The sequence below is a fragment of the Kroppenstedtia sanguinis genome, assembly GCF_050433445.1.
Lineage (GTDB): Bacteria > Bacillota > Bacilli > Thermoactinomycetales > DSM-45169 > Kroppenstedtia > Kroppenstedtia sanguinis.
Map to the genome: position 1 here is coordinate 1 of NZ_JBNPXF010000015.1, position 17,044 is coordinate 17,044.

16 protein-coding genes, 1 rRNA gene and 1 other annotated feature are annotated in these 17,044 nt (G+C 51.7%); of the genes, 16 read left to right on the forward strand and 1 reads right to left on the reverse strand.

Features of this window, described 5'->3' with window-relative positions:
• The 11 genes from rrf to JOD24_RS10125 form a co-directional block, all read left to right on the forward strand.
• A 5S ribosomal RNA gene (gene rrf / locus JOD24_RS10075) occupies positions 1-95 on the forward strand; the annotation flags it as partial.
• Positions 96-622: 527 nt separating this feature from the next.
• Complete coding sequence (locus JOD24_RS10080) at positions 623-826, forward strand: sigma factor G inhibitor Gin (RefSeq protein WP_380166464.1); 204 nt, start codon at positions 623-625, stop codon at positions 824-826.
• 34 nt (positions 827-860) lie between these two features.
• The gene (locus JOD24_RS10085; RefSeq protein WP_380166462.1) at positions 861-2,276 is read left to right on the forward strand and encodes an aminotransferase class I/II-fold pyridoxal phosphate-dependent enzyme; all 1,416 of its coding nucleotides are present in this window, start codon (positions 861-863) and stop codon (positions 2,274-2,276) included.
• 317 nt (positions 2,277-2,593) lie between these two features.
• On the forward strand, positions 2,594-3,250 hold the full coding sequence (tmk, locus tag JOD24_RS10090; RefSeq protein ID WP_429246866.1) for a dTMP kinase: 657 nt from the start codon (positions 2,594-2,596) through the stop codon (positions 3,248-3,250).
• A complete protein-coding gene (locus JOD24_RS10095) occupies positions 3,247-3,576 on the forward strand; it encodes a cyclic-di-AMP receptor (RefSeq protein ID WP_380166458.1) in 330 nt (109 codons plus the stop codon). The genes tmk and JOD24_RS10095 overlap by 4 nt, the downstream gene beginning before the upstream one ends.
• Before the next feature lie 21 nt (positions 3,577-3,597).
• Positions 3,598-4,620, forward strand: a complete 1,023-nt coding sequence (gene holB, locus JOD24_RS10100) for a DNA polymerase III subunit delta' (protein WP_429246867.1) — start codon at positions 3,598-3,600, stop codon at positions 4,618-4,620.
• Positions 4,580-5,383: a PSP1 domain-containing protein gene (locus tag JOD24_RS10105; protein ID WP_380166454.1), complete on the forward strand. Its 804-nt coding sequence runs from the start codon at positions 4,580-4,582 to the stop codon at positions 5,381-5,383. The genes holB and JOD24_RS10105 overlap by 41 nt, the downstream gene beginning before the upstream one ends.
• A gap of 89 nt (positions 5,384-5,472) precedes the next feature.
• Positions 5,473-5,817 (forward strand): DNA replication initiation control protein YabA, encoded by a 345-nt coding sequence (gene yabA / locus JOD24_RS10110; RefSeq protein ID WP_380166452.1) that lies wholly within the window; start codon positions 5,473-5,475, stop codon positions 5,815-5,817.
• A 54-nt stretch (positions 5,818-5,871) separates the two neighbouring features.
• Positions 5,872-6,150 (forward strand): GIY-YIG nuclease family protein, encoded by a 279-nt coding sequence (locus JOD24_RS10115; RefSeq protein ID WP_429246868.1) that lies wholly within the window; start codon positions 5,872-5,874, stop codon positions 6,148-6,150.
• Complete coding sequence (gene rsmI, locus JOD24_RS10120; RefSeq protein ID WP_429246869.1) at positions 6,128-7,015, forward strand: 16S rRNA (cytidine(1402)-2'-O)-methyltransferase; 888 nt, start codon at positions 6,128-6,130, stop codon at positions 7,013-7,015. Before JOD24_RS10115 ends, rsmI begins: the two co-directional genes overlap by 23 nt.
• Before the next feature lie 167 nt (positions 7,016-7,182).
• Positions 7,183-8,685, forward strand: coding sequence for a PTS transporter subunit EIIC (locus JOD24_RS10125; RefSeq protein WP_429246870.1), 1,503 nt, complete (start codon positions 7,183-7,185; stop codon positions 8,683-8,685).
• Between the two features lie 144 nt (positions 8,686-8,829).
• On the opposite strand, the gene JOD24_RS10130 is transcribed toward JOD24_RS10125, so the two are convergent.
• A complete protein-coding gene (locus JOD24_RS10130; protein ID WP_380166444.1) occupies positions 8,830-9,102 on the reverse strand; it encodes an AbrB/MazE/SpoVT family DNA-binding domain-containing protein in 273 nt (90 codons plus the stop codon).
• 286 nt (positions 9,103-9,388) lie between these two features.
• On the opposite strand from JOD24_RS10130, the gene JOD24_RS10135 reads away from it, so the two are divergent.
• From JOD24_RS10135 to JOD24_RS10155, 5 genes are all read left to right on the forward strand, one after another.
• The gene (locus tag JOD24_RS10135) at positions 9,389-10,348 is read left to right on the forward strand and encodes a DNA double-strand break repair nuclease NurA (protein WP_380166442.1); all 960 of its coding nucleotides are present in this window, start codon (positions 9,389-9,391) and stop codon (positions 10,346-10,348) included.
• 29 nt (positions 10,349-10,377) lie between these two features.
• A complete protein-coding gene (locus JOD24_RS10140) occupies positions 10,378-12,210 on the forward strand; it encodes an ATP-binding protein (RefSeq protein ID WP_380166470.1) in 1,833 nt (610 codons plus the stop codon).
• Positions 12,211-12,286: 76 nt separating this feature from the next.
• Positions 12,287-12,534: a binding site (T-box leader), on the forward strand.
• Between the two features lie 256 nt (positions 12,535-12,790).
• On the forward strand, positions 12,791-14,773 hold the full coding sequence (gene metG / locus JOD24_RS10145) for a methionine--tRNA ligase (protein ID WP_380166440.1): 1,983 nt from the start codon (positions 12,791-12,793) through the stop codon (positions 14,771-14,773).
• 347 nt (positions 14,774-15,120) lie between these two features.
• Positions 15,121-15,672, forward strand: a complete 552-nt coding sequence (gene lepB, locus JOD24_RS10150; RefSeq protein ID WP_380166438.1) for a signal peptidase I — start codon at positions 15,121-15,123, stop codon at positions 15,670-15,672.
• A gap of 574 nt (positions 15,673-16,246) precedes the next feature.
• Positions 16,247-17,023: a TatD family hydrolase gene (locus JOD24_RS10155; RefSeq protein ID WP_380166436.1), complete on the forward strand. Its 777-nt coding sequence runs from the start codon at positions 16,247-16,249 to the stop codon at positions 17,021-17,023.
• Positions 17,024-17,044: the final 21 nt, after the last annotated feature.

Sequence of the window (17,044 nt, forward strand, 5' to 3'; positions counted from 1 at the left end):
AACCACCCGTTCCCATCTCGAACACGGAAGTTAAGCCCTCCAGCGCCGATGGTACTTAGGGCGCAGGCCCTTGGGAGAGTAGGACGTTGCCAGGCCATACATAAACAGCCCTTGGATTCCACAAAATCCAAGGGCTGTTTGCTATGTTGGCGATCGTAGCCATTTTTTTGTTTTCACTCTTGAGGAGAGCGAATATAATAAATTACCCCTTTGATAATGGCCAAAACGGGGATATATCCCTGTAGAATCCATTGTGCCATCTGTTCAGCCATAGTCTTGCACTTGCCTTTCTTCTATCGTGGATGGACTTGGGTAATCTTGTTTTTCCCCGGTTCGCCTCATGGTATACTTGCCATGTGATCACTGGCCCTGCTCCACTTCCATGGGATACTTCTCCCCGACTTTGTCCCCCTGCTCGACGGTCGATTTGGAGTGGCCTCACCTGGGGCATCGGAGCAATCAACACACCTGCTCCAGGACGTACCTGGTCATTCAATGAAGGAGAAGAAGATCCTTTGCGCTTTTTGCAGGAGATCGGTGTCCATGTGAATGCATGGGATCTGTATAAATGGGGAGCAACCGGGGAACAATGAATTAAAAAATTGAAAAGGGTGGGTCGATCTTGGATAAAAATGATCAGATCCGCTGCATCGTGTGTAATGAATGGCACGAACAAGGAATCGGAGTTCTGGATGGATTTATCTGCGAAACATGTGAACAAGAAATCGTTCAAACCGATGTGAAGGATCAAAAGTATCCACACTTTGTGACGCGCTTAAAGTTGTTATGGATGGATGGGAAGAACCAGATCGAACGGGGACTGTAAACAGTTCCCGTCTCTTTTTTTGGGGGGGAGACATATGAATCAGAAAGAGGCTCCGCTGTTTGAAGCTCTCTGCTTTCATAAAGGTCAGAAACGGGGAAACTACCATGTCCCAGGACATAAGCAGGGACAGGCTTTTGATCCTTTGGGGCGGGATCTCTTCGGGGAGTTACTTACCATCGATCTGACGGAGATCGCGGAGTTGGATGACTTGCATCAACCTGAAGGTGTGATTCAGCAGGCCCAGGAATTAGCTGCGGCGGCCTTTGGTGCCGATCAGACTTTTTTTCTGGTGGGAGGGAGTACAGCGGGGAATATCAGTCTGATCTTGGCCTCCTGTCAACCGAAGGATCAGTTAATCATCCATCGAGCCTCCCACCAATCTGTCTTCAATGGCTGCCACCTGGCCGGGGTTCGTCCGGTTTTTCTGTCTGGAAGGGGAGATGTTCCCTTGGGGGGAGAAATCACCGGAGAAGACCTGGAGGAAGCGCTCCTGCGTCACCCTGGAGTGAAGGGGGTGTTTCTTACAAGTCCCGATTACTTTGGCAGGTTGCAACCGATTTCTTCATTAGCAGAAATATGTCATCATCACGGGGTGCCACTGATGGTGGATGAGGCCCATGGTGCTCACTTCCAATTCCATCCCCAGCTGCCGCCCTCGGCATTGACCCAAGGAGCGGATGGGGTGGTTCAGTCGACTCACAAAATGTTGACAGCCATGACCATGGGGTCCATGCTCCACCTGAAGGGAAGACGGCTGGACTGGGACCGGGTGGCCAAAGCTTTAGGAATGATTCAATCAAGTAGTCCGTCCTATCCTTTGATGGCTTCTCTGGACTTGGCACGGCGTTGGATGGTGATGGAAGGATCCGAGCAACTGCAAAAAACCCTGCACCAGGTAGCACTGATTCGGGAAGAAGTGGCAGGGATGAGACATTTACAAGAAGAGTTGCAACCGGGAAGCGACCCTTTGAAAATGAGCATCAAGGCGGATCGGAGCGTCTCAGGGTACAGAATGCTGAGCTGGTTGGAGAAAAGAGGGATTGACGCGGAATTGGCGGATGATAAGAAGGTGTTATTCGTTCTCTCTCCTGGGATGGAAGAGGGCGAGTCGCTTCGGTTGATCGAGATTCTGCGTCGGTTGGACCAAGTGGTTCCAGAATGGGAGGAAGATCCCTGCCCACCGGTCCCCGAGATCCCGGTGCTGAGTGAAAGTCATATGTCCTGGGAACGTCTCCGGTGGGTGACTGGGGAAACCGTGTCGTTTCCGCAAGCGGAAGGGAGGATCGCCGGGGAGATGGTGGTTCCTTATCCGCCTGGGGTTCCAGCGGTGTTGCCCGGTGAGATATTAAGTACAGAACAGATCCGACACATTCTTCACACACTTGACAAAGGTGGGCGGGTCCGAGGCTTGACCCCCGGTTTCCCCCCAGGTCTGCACGTGATAAAATAATAGTAAATATCAGGGCTGTTGATAAACCATAAAATGGGTGATGGAAGGCGGTTCCTCCCAAGGGATCCTTGATTCGAAGTGAAGATTGACCCTCGGCATTACCATTTCAATGGAGGTCGTGCCCCAGGCACCACCCTTCCGATGGGCTGAAGCTCTGGAATGAGAGCGGGTCGACGTAAATTACAGCACTTCTAGGATGCTAGTTCCCTGGTTGCTTTCGTCACTTGGTGTATCGGAGCGGATCGAATAGGATCTTTCCGCTTAAATAGGGCGAATCAACACGCTCGGCTTAGATTAATAAACTATGGAGGAGCGCTGTGAAAGGTTGCTTTATTACGCTTGAGGGACCTGAAGGTGCGGGGAAGTCCACGCAGGTCACACGGCTTCAATCTTATCTGGAAAAATGCAGAATCCCCTGTGTAACCACTCGTGAACCAGGGGGGACTTCGATAGGGGATCGGATTCGGGAGATCCTGTTGGACCCTGGAGCAAGGGAGATGTCTCTGCGGGCAGAGATGCTCCTGTATGCCGCTTCCCGGGCACAATTGGTGGAGGAAGTTATTCAGCCCGCCCTTGCAAAGGGGGAGACGGTACTCTGTGACCGGTATGTGGATTCCAGTATGGTATATCAGGCATACAGTGCCGGTGCAAACCCGCAGGATGTGCTACAGGTCAACGAGGTGGCCATCCAGGGGCTGATTCCCGATCGGACTTATTTGCTGGACCTCCCTTTGCAAGAGAGTATTCGCCGTTTGGAAAACAGGGGAATTTCGAGGGACCGCATCGAATTAAAAGGACAAGCTTATCATCAAAAGGTGAGAGACGGGTTCCATCATCTGGCCACTCTTCACCCGGAGCGGTTTTGTATCATCGATGGTACCCTTTCCGCCGCCGAGGTTTTCCGCCGAATCGTGGTGGATCTTCAGAAAACGCTGGGTGACAAAATTCCCTTGCGGGAGGATGGTTCAGGATGAGGATGGTAATTGCGGTGGTTCAGGATCAAGACAGCAACCGCTTGTCCGATGCCTTGGTGAAAAATAATATCCGGGCTACCAAACTGGCCAGTACCGGGGGCTTCCTCAAATCCGGCAACACCACCTTTTTGATTGGAATCGAAGATGATCGGGTGGATGGGGTTTTACAAATTATCAAGGAGAATTGTAGCTCCCGGAAACAGCTGATGTCACCGATCTCTTCCATAGGGGGAAATCCGGACTCCTATGTTCCTTATCCGGTGGAAGTGGAGGTGGGCGGTGCCACCGTCTTTATCCTTCCCGTTGATCGGTTTGCGCAGTTTTGAAGGAGAAAACGGGGGCTGAACATGTCTTTTGCAGAGATTCGTGGACAGGACCAGGTGATGCAGTTACTGAAAAACGCTTTGAAGAATGAAAGGGTTGCCCACGCCTATTGTTTTGCGGGTCCGGAAGGCGTTGGAAAGAAAAAGGCTGCCATCGAATGGGCCAAGGCACTCAATTGTGAAAATCAGGATCAAGCACCTTGTGATCATTGCCGATCCTGCAGAAGGATCGGCAACGGAAATCATCCTGATATCACCATACTGGAACCCGATGGATCCTCTATCAAAATCGGACAAGTTCGGGAACTGCAACGGAGGTTTTCCTTCTCCCCACCTGATGAGGTCACCCGAGTGGTGATTCTGCATCAGGCAGAGACACTCACCCTGCAGGCGGCCAATAGTCTTTTGAAGTTTTTGGAGGAACCTGTGACCCGGATGGTGGCTGTTCTCATCACGGAACAGATTCATTCCCTCCTTCCCACGATCCTCTCGCGTTGTCAATTGCTCCGCTTTCGTCCTCTGCCTCCGGCATGGATTGAATCTTCGTTGGTAGATACTGGAGTTGACCCGGCCTATGCGCGGATTGCGGCCCACTTGGTCTCCGGGGTGGAGGCTGCGGAAAGATTAGCAAGGGGCGACAAATTTGCTCCTGTTTGCGAGCGAATGATAAGATGGATGGGGGAGATCCCCTCCGGCAAATCGAATCCACTGGTGGAGATCCAGACGGTTTGGTTGGCTGACTTTGACTCGGGAGAGATGAATCTTTTGTTGGATCTGTCTCTTTTGTGGTTGAGAGACTTGCTACATGAGCGTTTGGGTGTCATCGGAGATTCGGTCTTCGCCGGATGGAAGGAATCTCGTCAGCACCAAGCGTCCCGCTGGACTCTCTCTAGCTTGCTCAATGGGATGGACGCGGTGATTCAGGCTAGGCAAGCTTTGGCTGGACCCGTTCAACCCCAAGCAGTTTTGGAGAGGATGGTGCTGTCTATGCAAGGGGGACCCAAACATGTTGTCAGTCGTAGGCGTCCGTTTCAGACAAGCGGGTAAAATATATTATTTTGATCCTGGCGATTTGGCGATCCAGAGGAATCAATCTGTGATCGTCGAAACCGTTCGTGGTATCGAATTTGGGACGGTGGTCATCGGCATCCGCCACGTGAGCGAAGAAGAGGTGGTTTTGCCTTTAAGGCCGGTACTCCGGACGGCCACTCCAGAAGATGTGGAACAGATGGAGACCAACCTGAAGGCGGCGGGGGAGGCTTTATCCATCTGTGAAGAAAAGATACAAAACCACGGGTTGGAGATGAAACTCGTGGATGCGGAGTACACCTTCGACCGGAACAAAATCATCTTCTACTTCACCGCAGATGGCCGGGTTGATTTTAGAGAGCTGGTCCGTGATTTGGCATCAGTATTCCGGACTCGAATCGAATTACGTCAAATCGGGGTTCGGGACGAAGCCAAAATGCTTGGTGGAATTGGACCCTGTGGCCGGGTTTTGTGCTGTTCGTCCTTTTTGGGGGATTTTGAACCGGTATCGATTAAAATGGCGAAGGATCAGAATCTCTCCTTGAACCCGGCTAAGATCTCCGGTTTATGCGGTCGCTTGATGTGTTGTCTCAAATTTGAAAATGACACCTATGTAGAGGCCAAGCAGTTGATGCCGGATGTCGGTACCCGGGTCACCACTCCGGAAGGTGACGGTCGGGTGGTGGTATTAAATCTGTTGGAACGTCGGGTACAGGTCGAGCTGGCCGAATCGGGCCGGAGGGTGGAACATCCGGCAGAAGTCGTGAAAGCCCAGGTTTAGATGAACCAACCATCCTTGGGGACCTGACGGAGAGAGCCTCATGTTCCTGGGCGATCCTGAACAGACAGCGGGTGATTGAGGTGGGGGGCTTGGACAAGCGGGCCATTTTATCCCGGATGACCCGGATTGAAGACCAAATCGGAGAATTGTATAAAGAACTGGGTGGTTTGAAGCTGGAAATTGTTCAAATGCTGGAGGAAAATACACGGTTGGTTTTGGAAAATGAGGCATTGAAGGAACAAATGGAACAGAAACAAACAGGGAAACCGGAATCCGATTCCCAGGAGATCGCCGGTGAGGGACATGACAATTTGGCACGTCTCTATCACGAGGGATTTCATATTTGCAATGTCCATTACGGGAGCATGCGCGAAGATGGTGACTGCTTGTTTTGCCTCTCCTTCTTGAACAAAACATCTCAGGAGGATGACTGAAGTGCCGGTGCTACCGGCACTTTCTTTCTGCTTCAGATGGAGTTGAGGAGATCATTGGAAAGAAACTATGTGGTCTACATACTGGAATGTGGCGATGGCACACTCTATACCGGAATCACCAACAATCTAAAACAACGGCTTAGGCAACATCGACAGGGAACCGGAGCAAAATACACACGGGGCAGAGGGCCTTTCACTCTGAAATGGTTAGAAACAGGAATCACCCGTTCCCAAGCTCTGCGGCGGGAGTGGGAGATCAAACAGTTGAGCAGGGCACAAAAGATGGAACTGATTCAAAGGAGGACGCAGGGTGAAGGGACAAAAGAGTTTTGAATTTGAGGGCGGCGTGTTGTATGTGGTGGGCACACCGATCGGCAATCTGGGAGATTTGAGTGAACGGGCCAAGCAGATACTGACGGAAGTGGATCTGATCGCCTGCGAGGATACACGGCATACACGGAAACTTTTATCCCATCTGGGGATTTCGAAGGCGATGACCAGTTATCACGAACATAATCGTTTGGCCCGTCTTTCCTCACTTCTCAACCGGTTACAGGAGGGAGAAAACATCGCATTGGTGAGTGATGCGGGGATGCCCGGGATTTCCGATCCGGGAGAGGAGCTGATTCGCGAGGTGGTACAGGCGGGAATGCCTGTAATCCCTGTTCCGGGTCCAAATGCGGCTCTGAGTGCCTTGGTCGCCTCGGGGATTAAGCCGCAACCTTTTCTGTTTATCGGATTTCTCCCCAGAAATGCAAAAGAACGGAGGGCAGAATTGAACAAATGGAAAGAAACGCCCGCCACCTTGATCTTCTACGAGGCACCCCATCGAATTCAGCCGATGTTGAAGGATGTGTTGGAGGTGTTGGGCGATCGCCAAGCCGCCCTGGCCCGCGAACTGACGAAAAGGCACGAAGAGTGGATGAGAGCCCCTCTTTCTGTATGTCTCCGACTGTTGGAAGAGAGAAAGCCTCGGGGAGAGTGGACGGTGGTGGTGGAGGGGGCGCCTGCCGGTGGGAACCAGGTGGAAGAAGAACCGAATGTCACCTGGTGGCGAGCTTTGACGGTAAGGGAACATGTCGATTGGCATATTCACCGGGGAAAAAGCAAAAAAGAGGGCATCCAAGCGACGGCGGCAGAACGCTCTCTTCCCAAGCGGGAAGTGTACAATGAGTATCACCGGGAGATGGATTCATGATCGAGGGGAGGTCTTTTTCCTTCTCTCGATTTCATTTTTCCCAAAAGGAATGAGGCCCTTGGATATAAAATGTATAAAAGGTATGAAGTCCTGTCTAGTTCATTATGTATAATGCAGGACGAATCATAAATATTTGCAATACTAAATTCCTGGGGGTGTACAAAAAAATGAAAGCGCTATTGGGGAAACTGCAGCAGATTGGTAAGGCATTGATGTTGCCCATCGCGGTGATGCCAGCAGCGGCCTTGTTGATGTCATTGGGTGTATTGATCAACACTTTTTCCGAACAGTTGTCCATGCCTTGGCTAGCCGAGGTGGGAAACACCATGACTACCGGTGCTGACGGGATTCTGGGCTTTCTTCCGATCCTGTTCGCCGTAGGTGTGGCCATCGGTTTAAGTAACAGCGCCGGGGCTGCTGGCCTGGCAGCAGTGGTCGGTTATATGGTGCTTAATTCCATCGTGGGGATGAATGCCCCGGCTCCGGACAATCCGGCGTGGCAGGTCAAAATCGACCAGATGGGGGTCCTGGGTGGGATTATCACCGGCTTGGTTACGGCCTATCTATACAAACGATTTCATGATATCCGACTACCGGATTGGCTGCAGTTTTTCGGGGGGAGCCGTTTTGTTCCCATCATCACAGCATTCGTCATGTTTTTGTTGGGGATCCTGTTTCGTTTTATCTGGCCGCCTATCCAGGATGTGATCGAAGCAGCCGGTAACGGGGTGATCGGTGCCGGTGCAGTGGGAATGTTCGGTTACGGATTGTTGAATCGACTCCTGATTCCCTTGGGTCTTCATCACATTATCAATACTCTGGTCTGGTTCCAGCTGGGTAAATTTGAGAACTCCGCCGGGGATATAGTGACAGGGGATCTTTATCGTTTCTTTGCCGGGGATCCCACAGCGGGTACCTTTATGGCTGGCTTCTTCCCAATCATGATGTTTGCCTTGCCGGCAGCCTGTCTGGCTATGGTTCACGAAGCCAAACCTTCTCGGAAGGCAGCGGTAGCCGGGGTGCTTGGAAGTGTGGCGCTCACCTCCTTCTTGACGGGGATCACGGAGCCGATTGAATTTCTTTTCATGTTCCTGGCCCCCGTTCTCTATCTGATTCATGCGATATTGATGGGGACGTCCATGGCTTTGATGTATTTGCTGGATGTGAAACACGGTTTTGGATTTTCTGCCGGATTGATCGATTATGTGGTCAATTTCCATCTTTCCACTAAGGGCTGGCTCATCATTCCAGTCGGTTTGGGTTTTGCCCTGCTTTACTACATCATATTCCGCTTCGCCATCCGCAAATTCAACCTGCCCACTCCGGGAAGGGAAGAGGAGGAAGATGATAAGGGAGAAGCGGAAAGCTCAAAGGATCCGAAGGAAGTGGAAATCTCAAATAAAGCAGATGCTTCCGATGATCTGGAGGTTTTGGCCGGAGAGGTATTAGAGGCCATCGGCGGCAAGGAGAATATTGAGGATTTGGATGCTTGCATCACCCGGCTTCGGATGACCCTGAAAGATGACAGCAAATTGGATCAGAACCGACTGAAGAAATTGGGGGCATCAGGAGTGATCCGTGTGGGAGCAGGAAATTATCAGGCAGTATTCGGCACTCGCTCTGAGTTGCTCAAAGAACGAATTTTGAGTCAAATAGGACGTGAGGGCTGATCGTCGCAGGAATTGTCGAAAATATAAAATGTATATAATTTCAAAAGGGACCTCTCTCTAGGAGGTCCCTTTTGAAATGGAGCACCACACCGTATGTTTTGGCAAAATCATCTGTGGGAAGAACGCTTTATACTAACAGAAATATCAGGCTTTGACGCCTTCTTCCTCTTTCAGCAGTTCAAACATTTCTTCGATACATTTCTTGCTGACCACCTTGTTTTTATAACGGACGGTCTCATCCACTTCACCTGTAAAAATGCATGCCGGTTCGTATTTTTTCAACACGATTCGTTCGCCGTCGACATAAATCTCCAGGGCGTCTTTTTCTCCGATTCCCAGGGTACGTCGCAGTTCGATGGGGATGACGACACGACCTAACTCATCAACTTTGCGGACAATTCCGGTAGATTTGAGCATTGCGAATTTCCCCTCTCAGTTTTTAGTCTATATTTGGTCTTGGTCTCGCAACCGTCAAAATTCGACAGTAACGACATCAAAATTATCATACCAGCGATTCCCATAACAGTCAATATAACAGACCGCAATGATATAGATTTTTTTTGGAACTTTGTTTTCTGTCAGATCCGGGGGGTTTTAACTGCCCTTTGCCGTTTGCGGGGGAGGCTTTTTCAAGTAGAATGAGAAAAGAAAGGAATGGCGGATGGATAATATCCGTGTGTATGGATCAGAGGGGGGAGTGGAATTGCTTTTGCTGTCTGAGGTGTTGAAGCAAAAGCTGGAGGAGACCAACAGGGATCTACGACGGGTGTATCCCCCAGATGTATTCAATCGAGATCAAATTCGAGAACGGTTGCAGTCAATCGGTCACATGGATCTGGCAGGGCGATGGGATGGAGAGCAGCTAAAAAAGTGGCTGGGCCAGGAGACCCTGGTAGGGGTGGACGGCTCAGTCAATACCACCCCTGGGACCCATCCTCATACTCTCTCTGTATTCCAGGCTTTGGCCAAAGGAACCCGAGGAGAGGAAAAATGGTCTGCCGATCTGTATACTCCCTTGTTGGAAAAAGAGGAGGAAGAGGGGGAGGAAGGTCAACTGGCCCGGGAGGCGAAACACCGGGGCAGATTGTTAGCCGGGTTGGAGATCCAGGTAGCTCTTTATGCTATCCGTAACTGGACTCCGCGGGTGGTGATGATGGATGGCTCACTCCTCCATTTTTTGATCGACCATGCCGAAGGGTGGGATGAGTTGGTAGAGGTGGCGGAACAAGCGGGTGTTTTGTTGGTAGGGGTCACCGAAGAGATCGGCACCAAGAGCTTGGCTCGCGCCTTGTTCCCGGAACAAGGCAATTACTCCGATCGTGAGATTCTGTTCGGGGTGATGAAACCAGGAGAGGCTTATATTTCCCCTGAGATGGATCCTGCTGGGACCGGTTTGTGGAAAACGGTTCTCTCTCCTGCAAAACACCCGCAACCAGTGGGCGTGGATGGTCTATTAAGCCAGTCAGATGCCCGAGAGGATTTGGTTCGACTGGTTCATACGCTCACGCCGGCTCAAGGGCGGGGTATTCCTCTCTGGCTGGATATCGTCGATCAAGAAGTGAGAGTGACAGATGCTCTGGTACAAGCCATGGTGGAGCAATACATCGATCCGGATCTTCGTCACCGGCTGTTGGTTCCCAAACGAAGCGACCGGATCTTGTGATATGGAGAGGAGGACTGGATCCCTTGCAAGTGGTGGGCGTGACGACGCAACAGGAAGTCTATGTGGCATCCAAAGACCGCAAATTTCGCATCAATGAAATCTTGGTGATCGAGGATGAGAATTTGGGGGACCCCCAGGGAGAAGTGGTGGAGACCCTGTCCTATAATCGCTTGATCCCCATGGGGTTGGACAAGTCCATCATCGATACAGAAGTGATTCGCTCCTTGGAGCAAATCGGATATGATATCGGATCCGATGAGGTGAATCTGGCCAAACTGCGGCTGTTTTCCGAGGCCCCCCATCCGGTCCGAACGGGGTGTGCCGTACGGGCGCCGCTGTTTGATGAAGTGCGCCACCTATTGGTGAAGACCACTCCCGATCAAGGCTTGGTGTTGGGGGAGATCCGGGGGACGGAATCCTTGGGCGAAAGCGTGGACGATGACCTGCGGGACCGTGTGTATCTGTTGGAGGAAGGAGGTCTTCGTCCCCAAAGGGGGGTTCCTTTCCTCTTTGATATTCAATCGATGCAGCAATATCCCCATATCGGGGTCTTCGGAGGTTCTGGTTCGGGGAAATCCTTCGGGCTGCGGGTTGTGCTAGAGGAAATGATGAAGCTGGCGATTCCCACCCTAGTGTTCGATCCTCATTTTGAAATGCAATTCGGGGACATCGCCTCTGACTTTGCAGAGAGGGCACCTTCCTTTGGAGAGCGGTGGCGGGCGGTGCAAGTGGGAAAGGAGGTGGGGATTCGTTTTACCGATCTGAATACCCGGGATGTGGTGAGTCTGGTCGGGGCCGCCGGTGGACACCTGTCGGAATCGATGGTCAACGTGGTGCAAAGCTTGCACCGGCGTCGAGATGATTTCACTACCTTCAGTGATCGGCTCAACAATGTGGCCCAAGCGATTGAAGAGGGGGCTCAGGGATTGAACCGGCGGCTTCGGGAGGAGGATTTAACCCCGACAGATGTAGAGCGAACCAAAGACCTCCTCGACTTGCATCAACAGTATGGAAGCCTCCCTCTGGCCTCCCTGAAGGGGGTTCAGTGGCGTCTTAACCGTTTGGAGAAGGCGGGTCTGTTTCAGAAGGATATTCATCCCATCGAGGAAGGGCTGGAGCAGGGACGACTGGTTGTCGTCCAAGGAGATTCCTGGATATTGCAAGTGTTCTCCACCTATGTGATCGGATCTCTCTATCGGAAGCGGAGGGAGTACAAAGATGCCCGGATGAATGGAGAGGAGGGAACCTTTTTCCCGCCTTTTGTTATTGTGACCGACGAAGCTCACAATTTTGCCCCCAAAGGGGTGGATTCTCCTCCCAAAGCGGTTTTGAAAGAGATTGCACAGGAAGGGCGGAAATACGGTGCATTTCTGATCTTGGCCACACAGCGGCCCACCCTCTTGGATGAAACGATCACTGCCCAGCTCAACACCAAGTTTGTCTTTCGTACTGTCAGAGGAACGGATATCGCCACCTTGCGAGAAGAGACAGATCTGACTGCTGAGGAGGGAAAACGTCTCCCTTATTTGCGGTCCGGGGATGCGTTCATCTCTTCCGCTGTTTTTGGCCGGACGGTCTTTGTCCGAATTCGGGCGGCTTATACCCGCAGTCCTCATGTGACCAATCCCTTTGACGAATTAAAACAGGTCCATGCAGAGCGGGAAGAGCGCATTCTCGATACGATTGAGGATCGCTTGCCCTTCTTCGACACCGATTTGGTGGAGACGGTGGGGCTGATCAACCGGGAGTGCGGTCTCGATTGGGGTGTGAATCGATTGAAGCAAGAACTGAACGATTTGGTGGAAGCCGGCCGGATTCGGAAGCGGGAGTCCCCTTTGGCCACTTGTTATGACAGAATCTGAAGTGAGGGTGGAGGCTTTGGATTTCTATTGATCAAATGTCCCCGATTTGTCTATAATGGATATTAAATCTGAATTCAAACATTCGCAGACGGGGAAGAGTAACCCGTAAGCACTCATGACAGAGAGCCGGGACAGGTGAAAGCCGGTATGGGAGCGAAGGGTGAAGATGGCCCCTGAGAACTTGTCCCCAAGCCTCAACCGGGTGTGTAAGGACGAGTGTATCCGGCATTAACGGACCAGTGTGATCACTGATGGAGGGCGCCTGCCGCGAGGGGGTGCCAAATGTTGGGTGGTAACGCGTGAGGAAAACCTCTCGCCCCATAACGGGTGGAGGTTTTTTAATTTGTATCAGGGCTGTTGATTAACCATCAAGTGGATGATGGGAACGAAACGACCCTTTCGCTCTTCCCCTTGCCCCATCCCAAAATATTGTTTGAGGGGACGGGGAGGGTGAGACGGCTACGATCTCTTGCCAAGAGCGCAAAGGCTCTTCACCGTCCCACCATCCCGGCCTGATTTCCTGCCTAAAATGTGGCTAATCAACACGCCTCAATTTGTATATCAAGGGAGTGATTCTTCAATGAGCCAGCCTTCTTTTTACATTACGACCCCGATTTATTACCCCAATGACAAATTGCACATCGGACATGCCTATACGACGGTGGCGGGGGATGCTATGGCCCGTTACAAAAGGTTGAGAGGCTATGATGTCCTCTATCTGACCGGAACGGATGAGCACGGCCAGAAAATTGAGCGTCGGGCGAAGGAGCAGGGGATGGACCCTCAGGAATTTGTAGATGGAATCGTCCAGGACATCCGCAAATTGTGGGATGCCTTGGAGATCTCCTACGACGATTTTATCCGGACGACTCAGGATCGGCATAAAAAAGTGGCTCAACAGCTGTTTCAGCGCCTATTGGATCAGGGGGATATCTATTTGGATGAGTACGAGGGTTGGTACTGCACCCCCTGTGAATCCTTCTGGACGGAGCGTCAGCTGGTGGACGGAAAATGCCCCGATTGTCATCGTCCCGTAGAAAAGGTTCGGGAGCAATCCTACTTTTTCCGATTGGGCAAATATGCGGATCGCCTTCTCCAGTATTACGAGGAGAATCCGGAATTTATCCAGCCGGAATCCCGGAAAAACGAGATGATCCAAAACTTCATCAAACCTGGGCTTGAAGATCTGGCTGTTTCCCGAACGACCTTTGATTGGGGGATTCCGGTGCCGGGCCATCCCGAACATGTGATGTATGTTTGGATCGATGCTCTGACCAATTACATCTCGGCTCTGGGTTACGGAACGGAGGAGGATTCCAAATACCAAACCTATTGGCCTGCCGATGTCCACTTGGTGGGCAAAGATATTATCCGCTTCCATACGGTGATCTGGCCCATTCTACTAATGGCTCTGGATCTGCCGCTTCCCAAAAAAGTGTTCGGACATGGATTCTTCCAGATGAAGGACGGAAAAATGTCCAAATCCAAGGGAAATGTGGTGGACCCGCTTCCCCTCATCGACCGCTATGGGCTGGATGTATTGCGTTATTATCTGCTGCGAGAGGTTCCCTTCGGTTCTGATGGCGTCTTTACACCGGAAGGCTTTATCGAACGGGTCAACGCCGATCTGGCCAATGATCTGGGAAATCTGTTGCACCGCACCCTCACGATGGTGCAAAAGTACTCTGATGGAGTGGTGCCTTCGCGCCAGGCAGAGTCGACCCAGGAGGATAAAAAACTGGAACAATTGGCCCAAACAACGGTGCAGAAGGTGGAAGCAGCCATGGAAAAACTGCAGTTCTCCGTGGCGATGATGGCGATCTGGGAACTGGTTCATGGAATCAACCGTTACCTGGAGGAGACCATGCCTTGGGAATTGGCTAAGGATCCTGCCAATCAACCCCGGTTGGAATCGGTTCTGTATCATGGGGTGGAGGGCTTGCGCATGGCAAGTATTCTCATCCAACCTTTTCTGGTGCAGACACCGGCCCGGATGTGGGAGCAACTGGGGATCTCTGCCGGTGAGTTTACTTCCTGGGACAGCCTGTACCGCTTCGGATCCTTCCCAGCCGGTACCCACATCAATAAACAGAAACCTCTCTTTCCTCGACTCGATGTGGAAGAAGAGGCCAAGGAGATTGTGCGGATGATGGGGGGAGTCCCTGTAAATACTGTTAACGATGGAAATGAAGAACCTCCCGCTCAGAAAAGGAAAGAAAGGAAACAAGCCGAGGAGTCGTCTGTGATTTCCATTGAGGATTTCAATCAAGTCGACCTCCGGGTGGCGCAAGTCCGGAGTGCGGAGAAGATCCAGGGTGCCGATCGACTTTTAAAACTGCAATTGGATCTCGGTACCGAAACCCGTCAAGTGGTGGCTGGAGTGGCCCAGCACTATGAACCGCAAGAACTGGAAGGGAAGAAGGTAATCATCGTTGCCAACCTGAAGCCAGTCAAGCTTCGGGGAGAGCTCTCTCAAGGCATGGTGCTAGCCGCCAAGGAGGGGGATCATCTCGTATTGTCCACGGTATCCGGTGACATTCCCAATGGGACCCGGGTGAAATGATGTACCACCCCGCCGAGCTTCCGGCGGGGATCTTTTTCTTCTTAATGGGGATTCTGTGACACAAATTTCCGAGAGCTGGGAGATGTCGGCAGGTACTGGATTGCCGGGAGTCGAAGAAAAGAGAGATCAGGCGTGTTGACTATCCATATTTTGGGTGAAAAATAAGGTTGGGGTGGTGGGACGGTGAAGAGCCTTTGCGCTCTTGGCAAGAGATCGGAGCCGTCCCACCACCCTCGTCCCCTCAAGCATTTACGATGGGGGTAAGGGGAGGAGCGAAAGGGTCGTCGCTTTATGGTTAATCAACAGCCCTGAAGAGAGATCTATAAGAGAGTTTGGAGGGGGTCGGGTTGGGAAAGAAAGCGAGAAAAGCGGTCAATGAATGGTTGACTGCGATCTTGGTAGCAGCGATCTTGATGCTCGTGGTCCGGGTGTTCCTGTTTGCCCCTTATGAGGTACATGGGGAATCGATGTATCCTACCTTCAAAGGGGAAGAACTGTTAATCGTCAATATGTGGATTTATCACGTGTCCGAACCGGAATATGGAGATATTGTGGTTTTTCACACCGATGAGAATCGGGATTTTATCAAACGGGTCGTCGGAAAACCGGGGGATCGCATCACCTTGGAAGGGGGGCGGGTGATTCGAAACGGCAAACCCCTGACAGAACCATATATTCCCAAGGACTCCTTTGCAGGTCCGCAAGTCAAGAGTCGGATGCCGGAGACGGTCGTTCCAAAGGGGCATCTGTTCGTTCTGGGGGATAATCGGCCTAACAGCCGGGACAGCCGAGACCTTGGGGCGATCAAAGTCTCGGAAGTGGTGGGGCGAGCGGATATAAAAGTGAAGCCTTTGAATGATTTCAAGCTCCTATTCGCTGATCCACAAAACAGCTTGTGATAAAGTGGTTATAGGGAGAGTTGTCGATAAACCAGAAAATGGGTGGTGGAAGGGAGTCGTGTGCTGCCCAAACGATCCCTGGAATAGAGGTAGCGCCCAGGCACTACAATCCAAAGGAGCTGAAGCTCTAGATTAAGGAAGCACCTAGGCACTACAATCCAAAGGAGCTGAAGCTCTAGATTAAGGAAGCACCTAGGCACTACAATCCAAAGGAGCTGAAGCCCTGGAATAAAGGTAGCCATCCGACCCGGCGGAGAGTCTTACAAGAGGGTGCCTGAAGTGTTGTGAAAAAACCCTTGACAGGGAGGGTGGGGTTTCACATGGAGGGATTTTGGATCATCAGAAATTTGATGCCGGAATGTGAAACCTCATCCCGAAAACGCGGGTACCACAACGTTTCTAGGGACAACATTCATTTTGTGTTGCTTCCCTCCTGCCCGCCAATGGTCCGAATTGGAGCGGCATGTCTTCACTTCCTTGTAGGAGGGCACAATCTCCCCACCCTAAAATAGGGCTAATCAACAGGCCTGACCATATACAACGATTTCCGTACAAAAGAGACAGGAGGGAGACCGTGCTTTTTGACAGTCATACCCACTTGAATGATGAACAATTTAACTCAGATCGGGAAGAAGTGATCCGACGGGCCCAGGAGCAGGGAGTCACCCGGATCCTCAATGTCGGTTTTAACCGTGAGACCATTGAAGAGACTTTGAAGCTAGTGGAAACTTATGATTTTATGTATGCAGCTGTAGGCTGGCATCCTGTGGATGCTATTCACTGTACAGAGGAGGATCTGGACTGGATCGAATCCTTAACGAATCATCCCAAGGTCGTGGCACTGGGTGAGATGGGTTTGGACTACCACTGGGACGAATCACCGAAGGGAGTGCAAGAGAGTGTCTTCCGCCAACAGATCCGTCTGGCCCGGGAGCTGGACATGCCCATCATTATCCATAACCGGGAAGCGGATGCGGATGTGATCCAGATCCTGCGGGAGGAAAAGGCGGAAGAGGTGGGCGGAGTCATGCATTGTTTCAGTGGGAACTGGGAGATCGCCAGCCAATGTCTGGATATGAATTTTTATATCGGACTGGGAGGCCCCGTCACCTTTAAAAACGCCAAACTCCCCAAAGAGATCGCCGTCCAGGTTCCCCTGGACCGTCTGGTGGTGGAGACTGATGCTCCATACCTTGCACCGCACCCCTATCGGGGCAAGCGAAACGAGTCCGGCTATGTCCGGCTGGTGGCGGAGAAAATTGCAGAGCTGCGGCAGATGCCTTTGGAAGAACTGGCCCGTCAGACTTTTGCAAACGCCAACCGTCTGTTTCGGATCGAGGATGCAGGCTGAACAACGGGGGTGGGTAATCTC

What these genes read in the sequence shown, in the direction of transcription:
- metG (WP_380166440.1), top strand. Translation starts at nt 12,791, where the DNA reads ATGAGCCAGCCTTCTTTTTACATTACGACCCCGATTTATTACCCCAAT.
- JOD24_RS10125 (WP_429246870.1), top strand. Translation starts at nt 7,183, where the DNA reads ATGAAAGCGCTATTGGGGAAACTGCAGCAGATTGGTAAGGCATTGATG.
- JOD24_RS10105 (WP_380166454.1), top strand. Translation starts at nt 4,580, where the DNA reads ATGTTGTCAGTCGTAGGCGTCCGTTTCAGACAAGCGGGTAAAATATAT.
- holB (WP_429246867.1), top strand. Translation starts at nt 3,598, where the DNA reads ATGTCTTTTGCAGAGATTCGTGGACAGGACCAGGTGATGCAGTTACTG.
- JOD24_RS10130 (WP_380166444.1), bottom strand. Translation starts at nt 9,102, where the DNA reads ATGCTCAAATCTACCGGAATTGTCCGCAAAGTTGATGAGTTAGGTCGT.
- JOD24_RS10085 (WP_380166462.1), top strand. Translation starts at nt 861, where the DNA reads ATGAATCAGAAAGAGGCTCCGCTGTTTGAAGCTCTCTGCTTTCATAAA.
- JOD24_RS10095 (WP_380166458.1), top strand. Translation starts at nt 3,247, where the DNA reads ATGAGGATGGTAATTGCGGTGGTTCAGGATCAAGACAGCAACCGCTTG.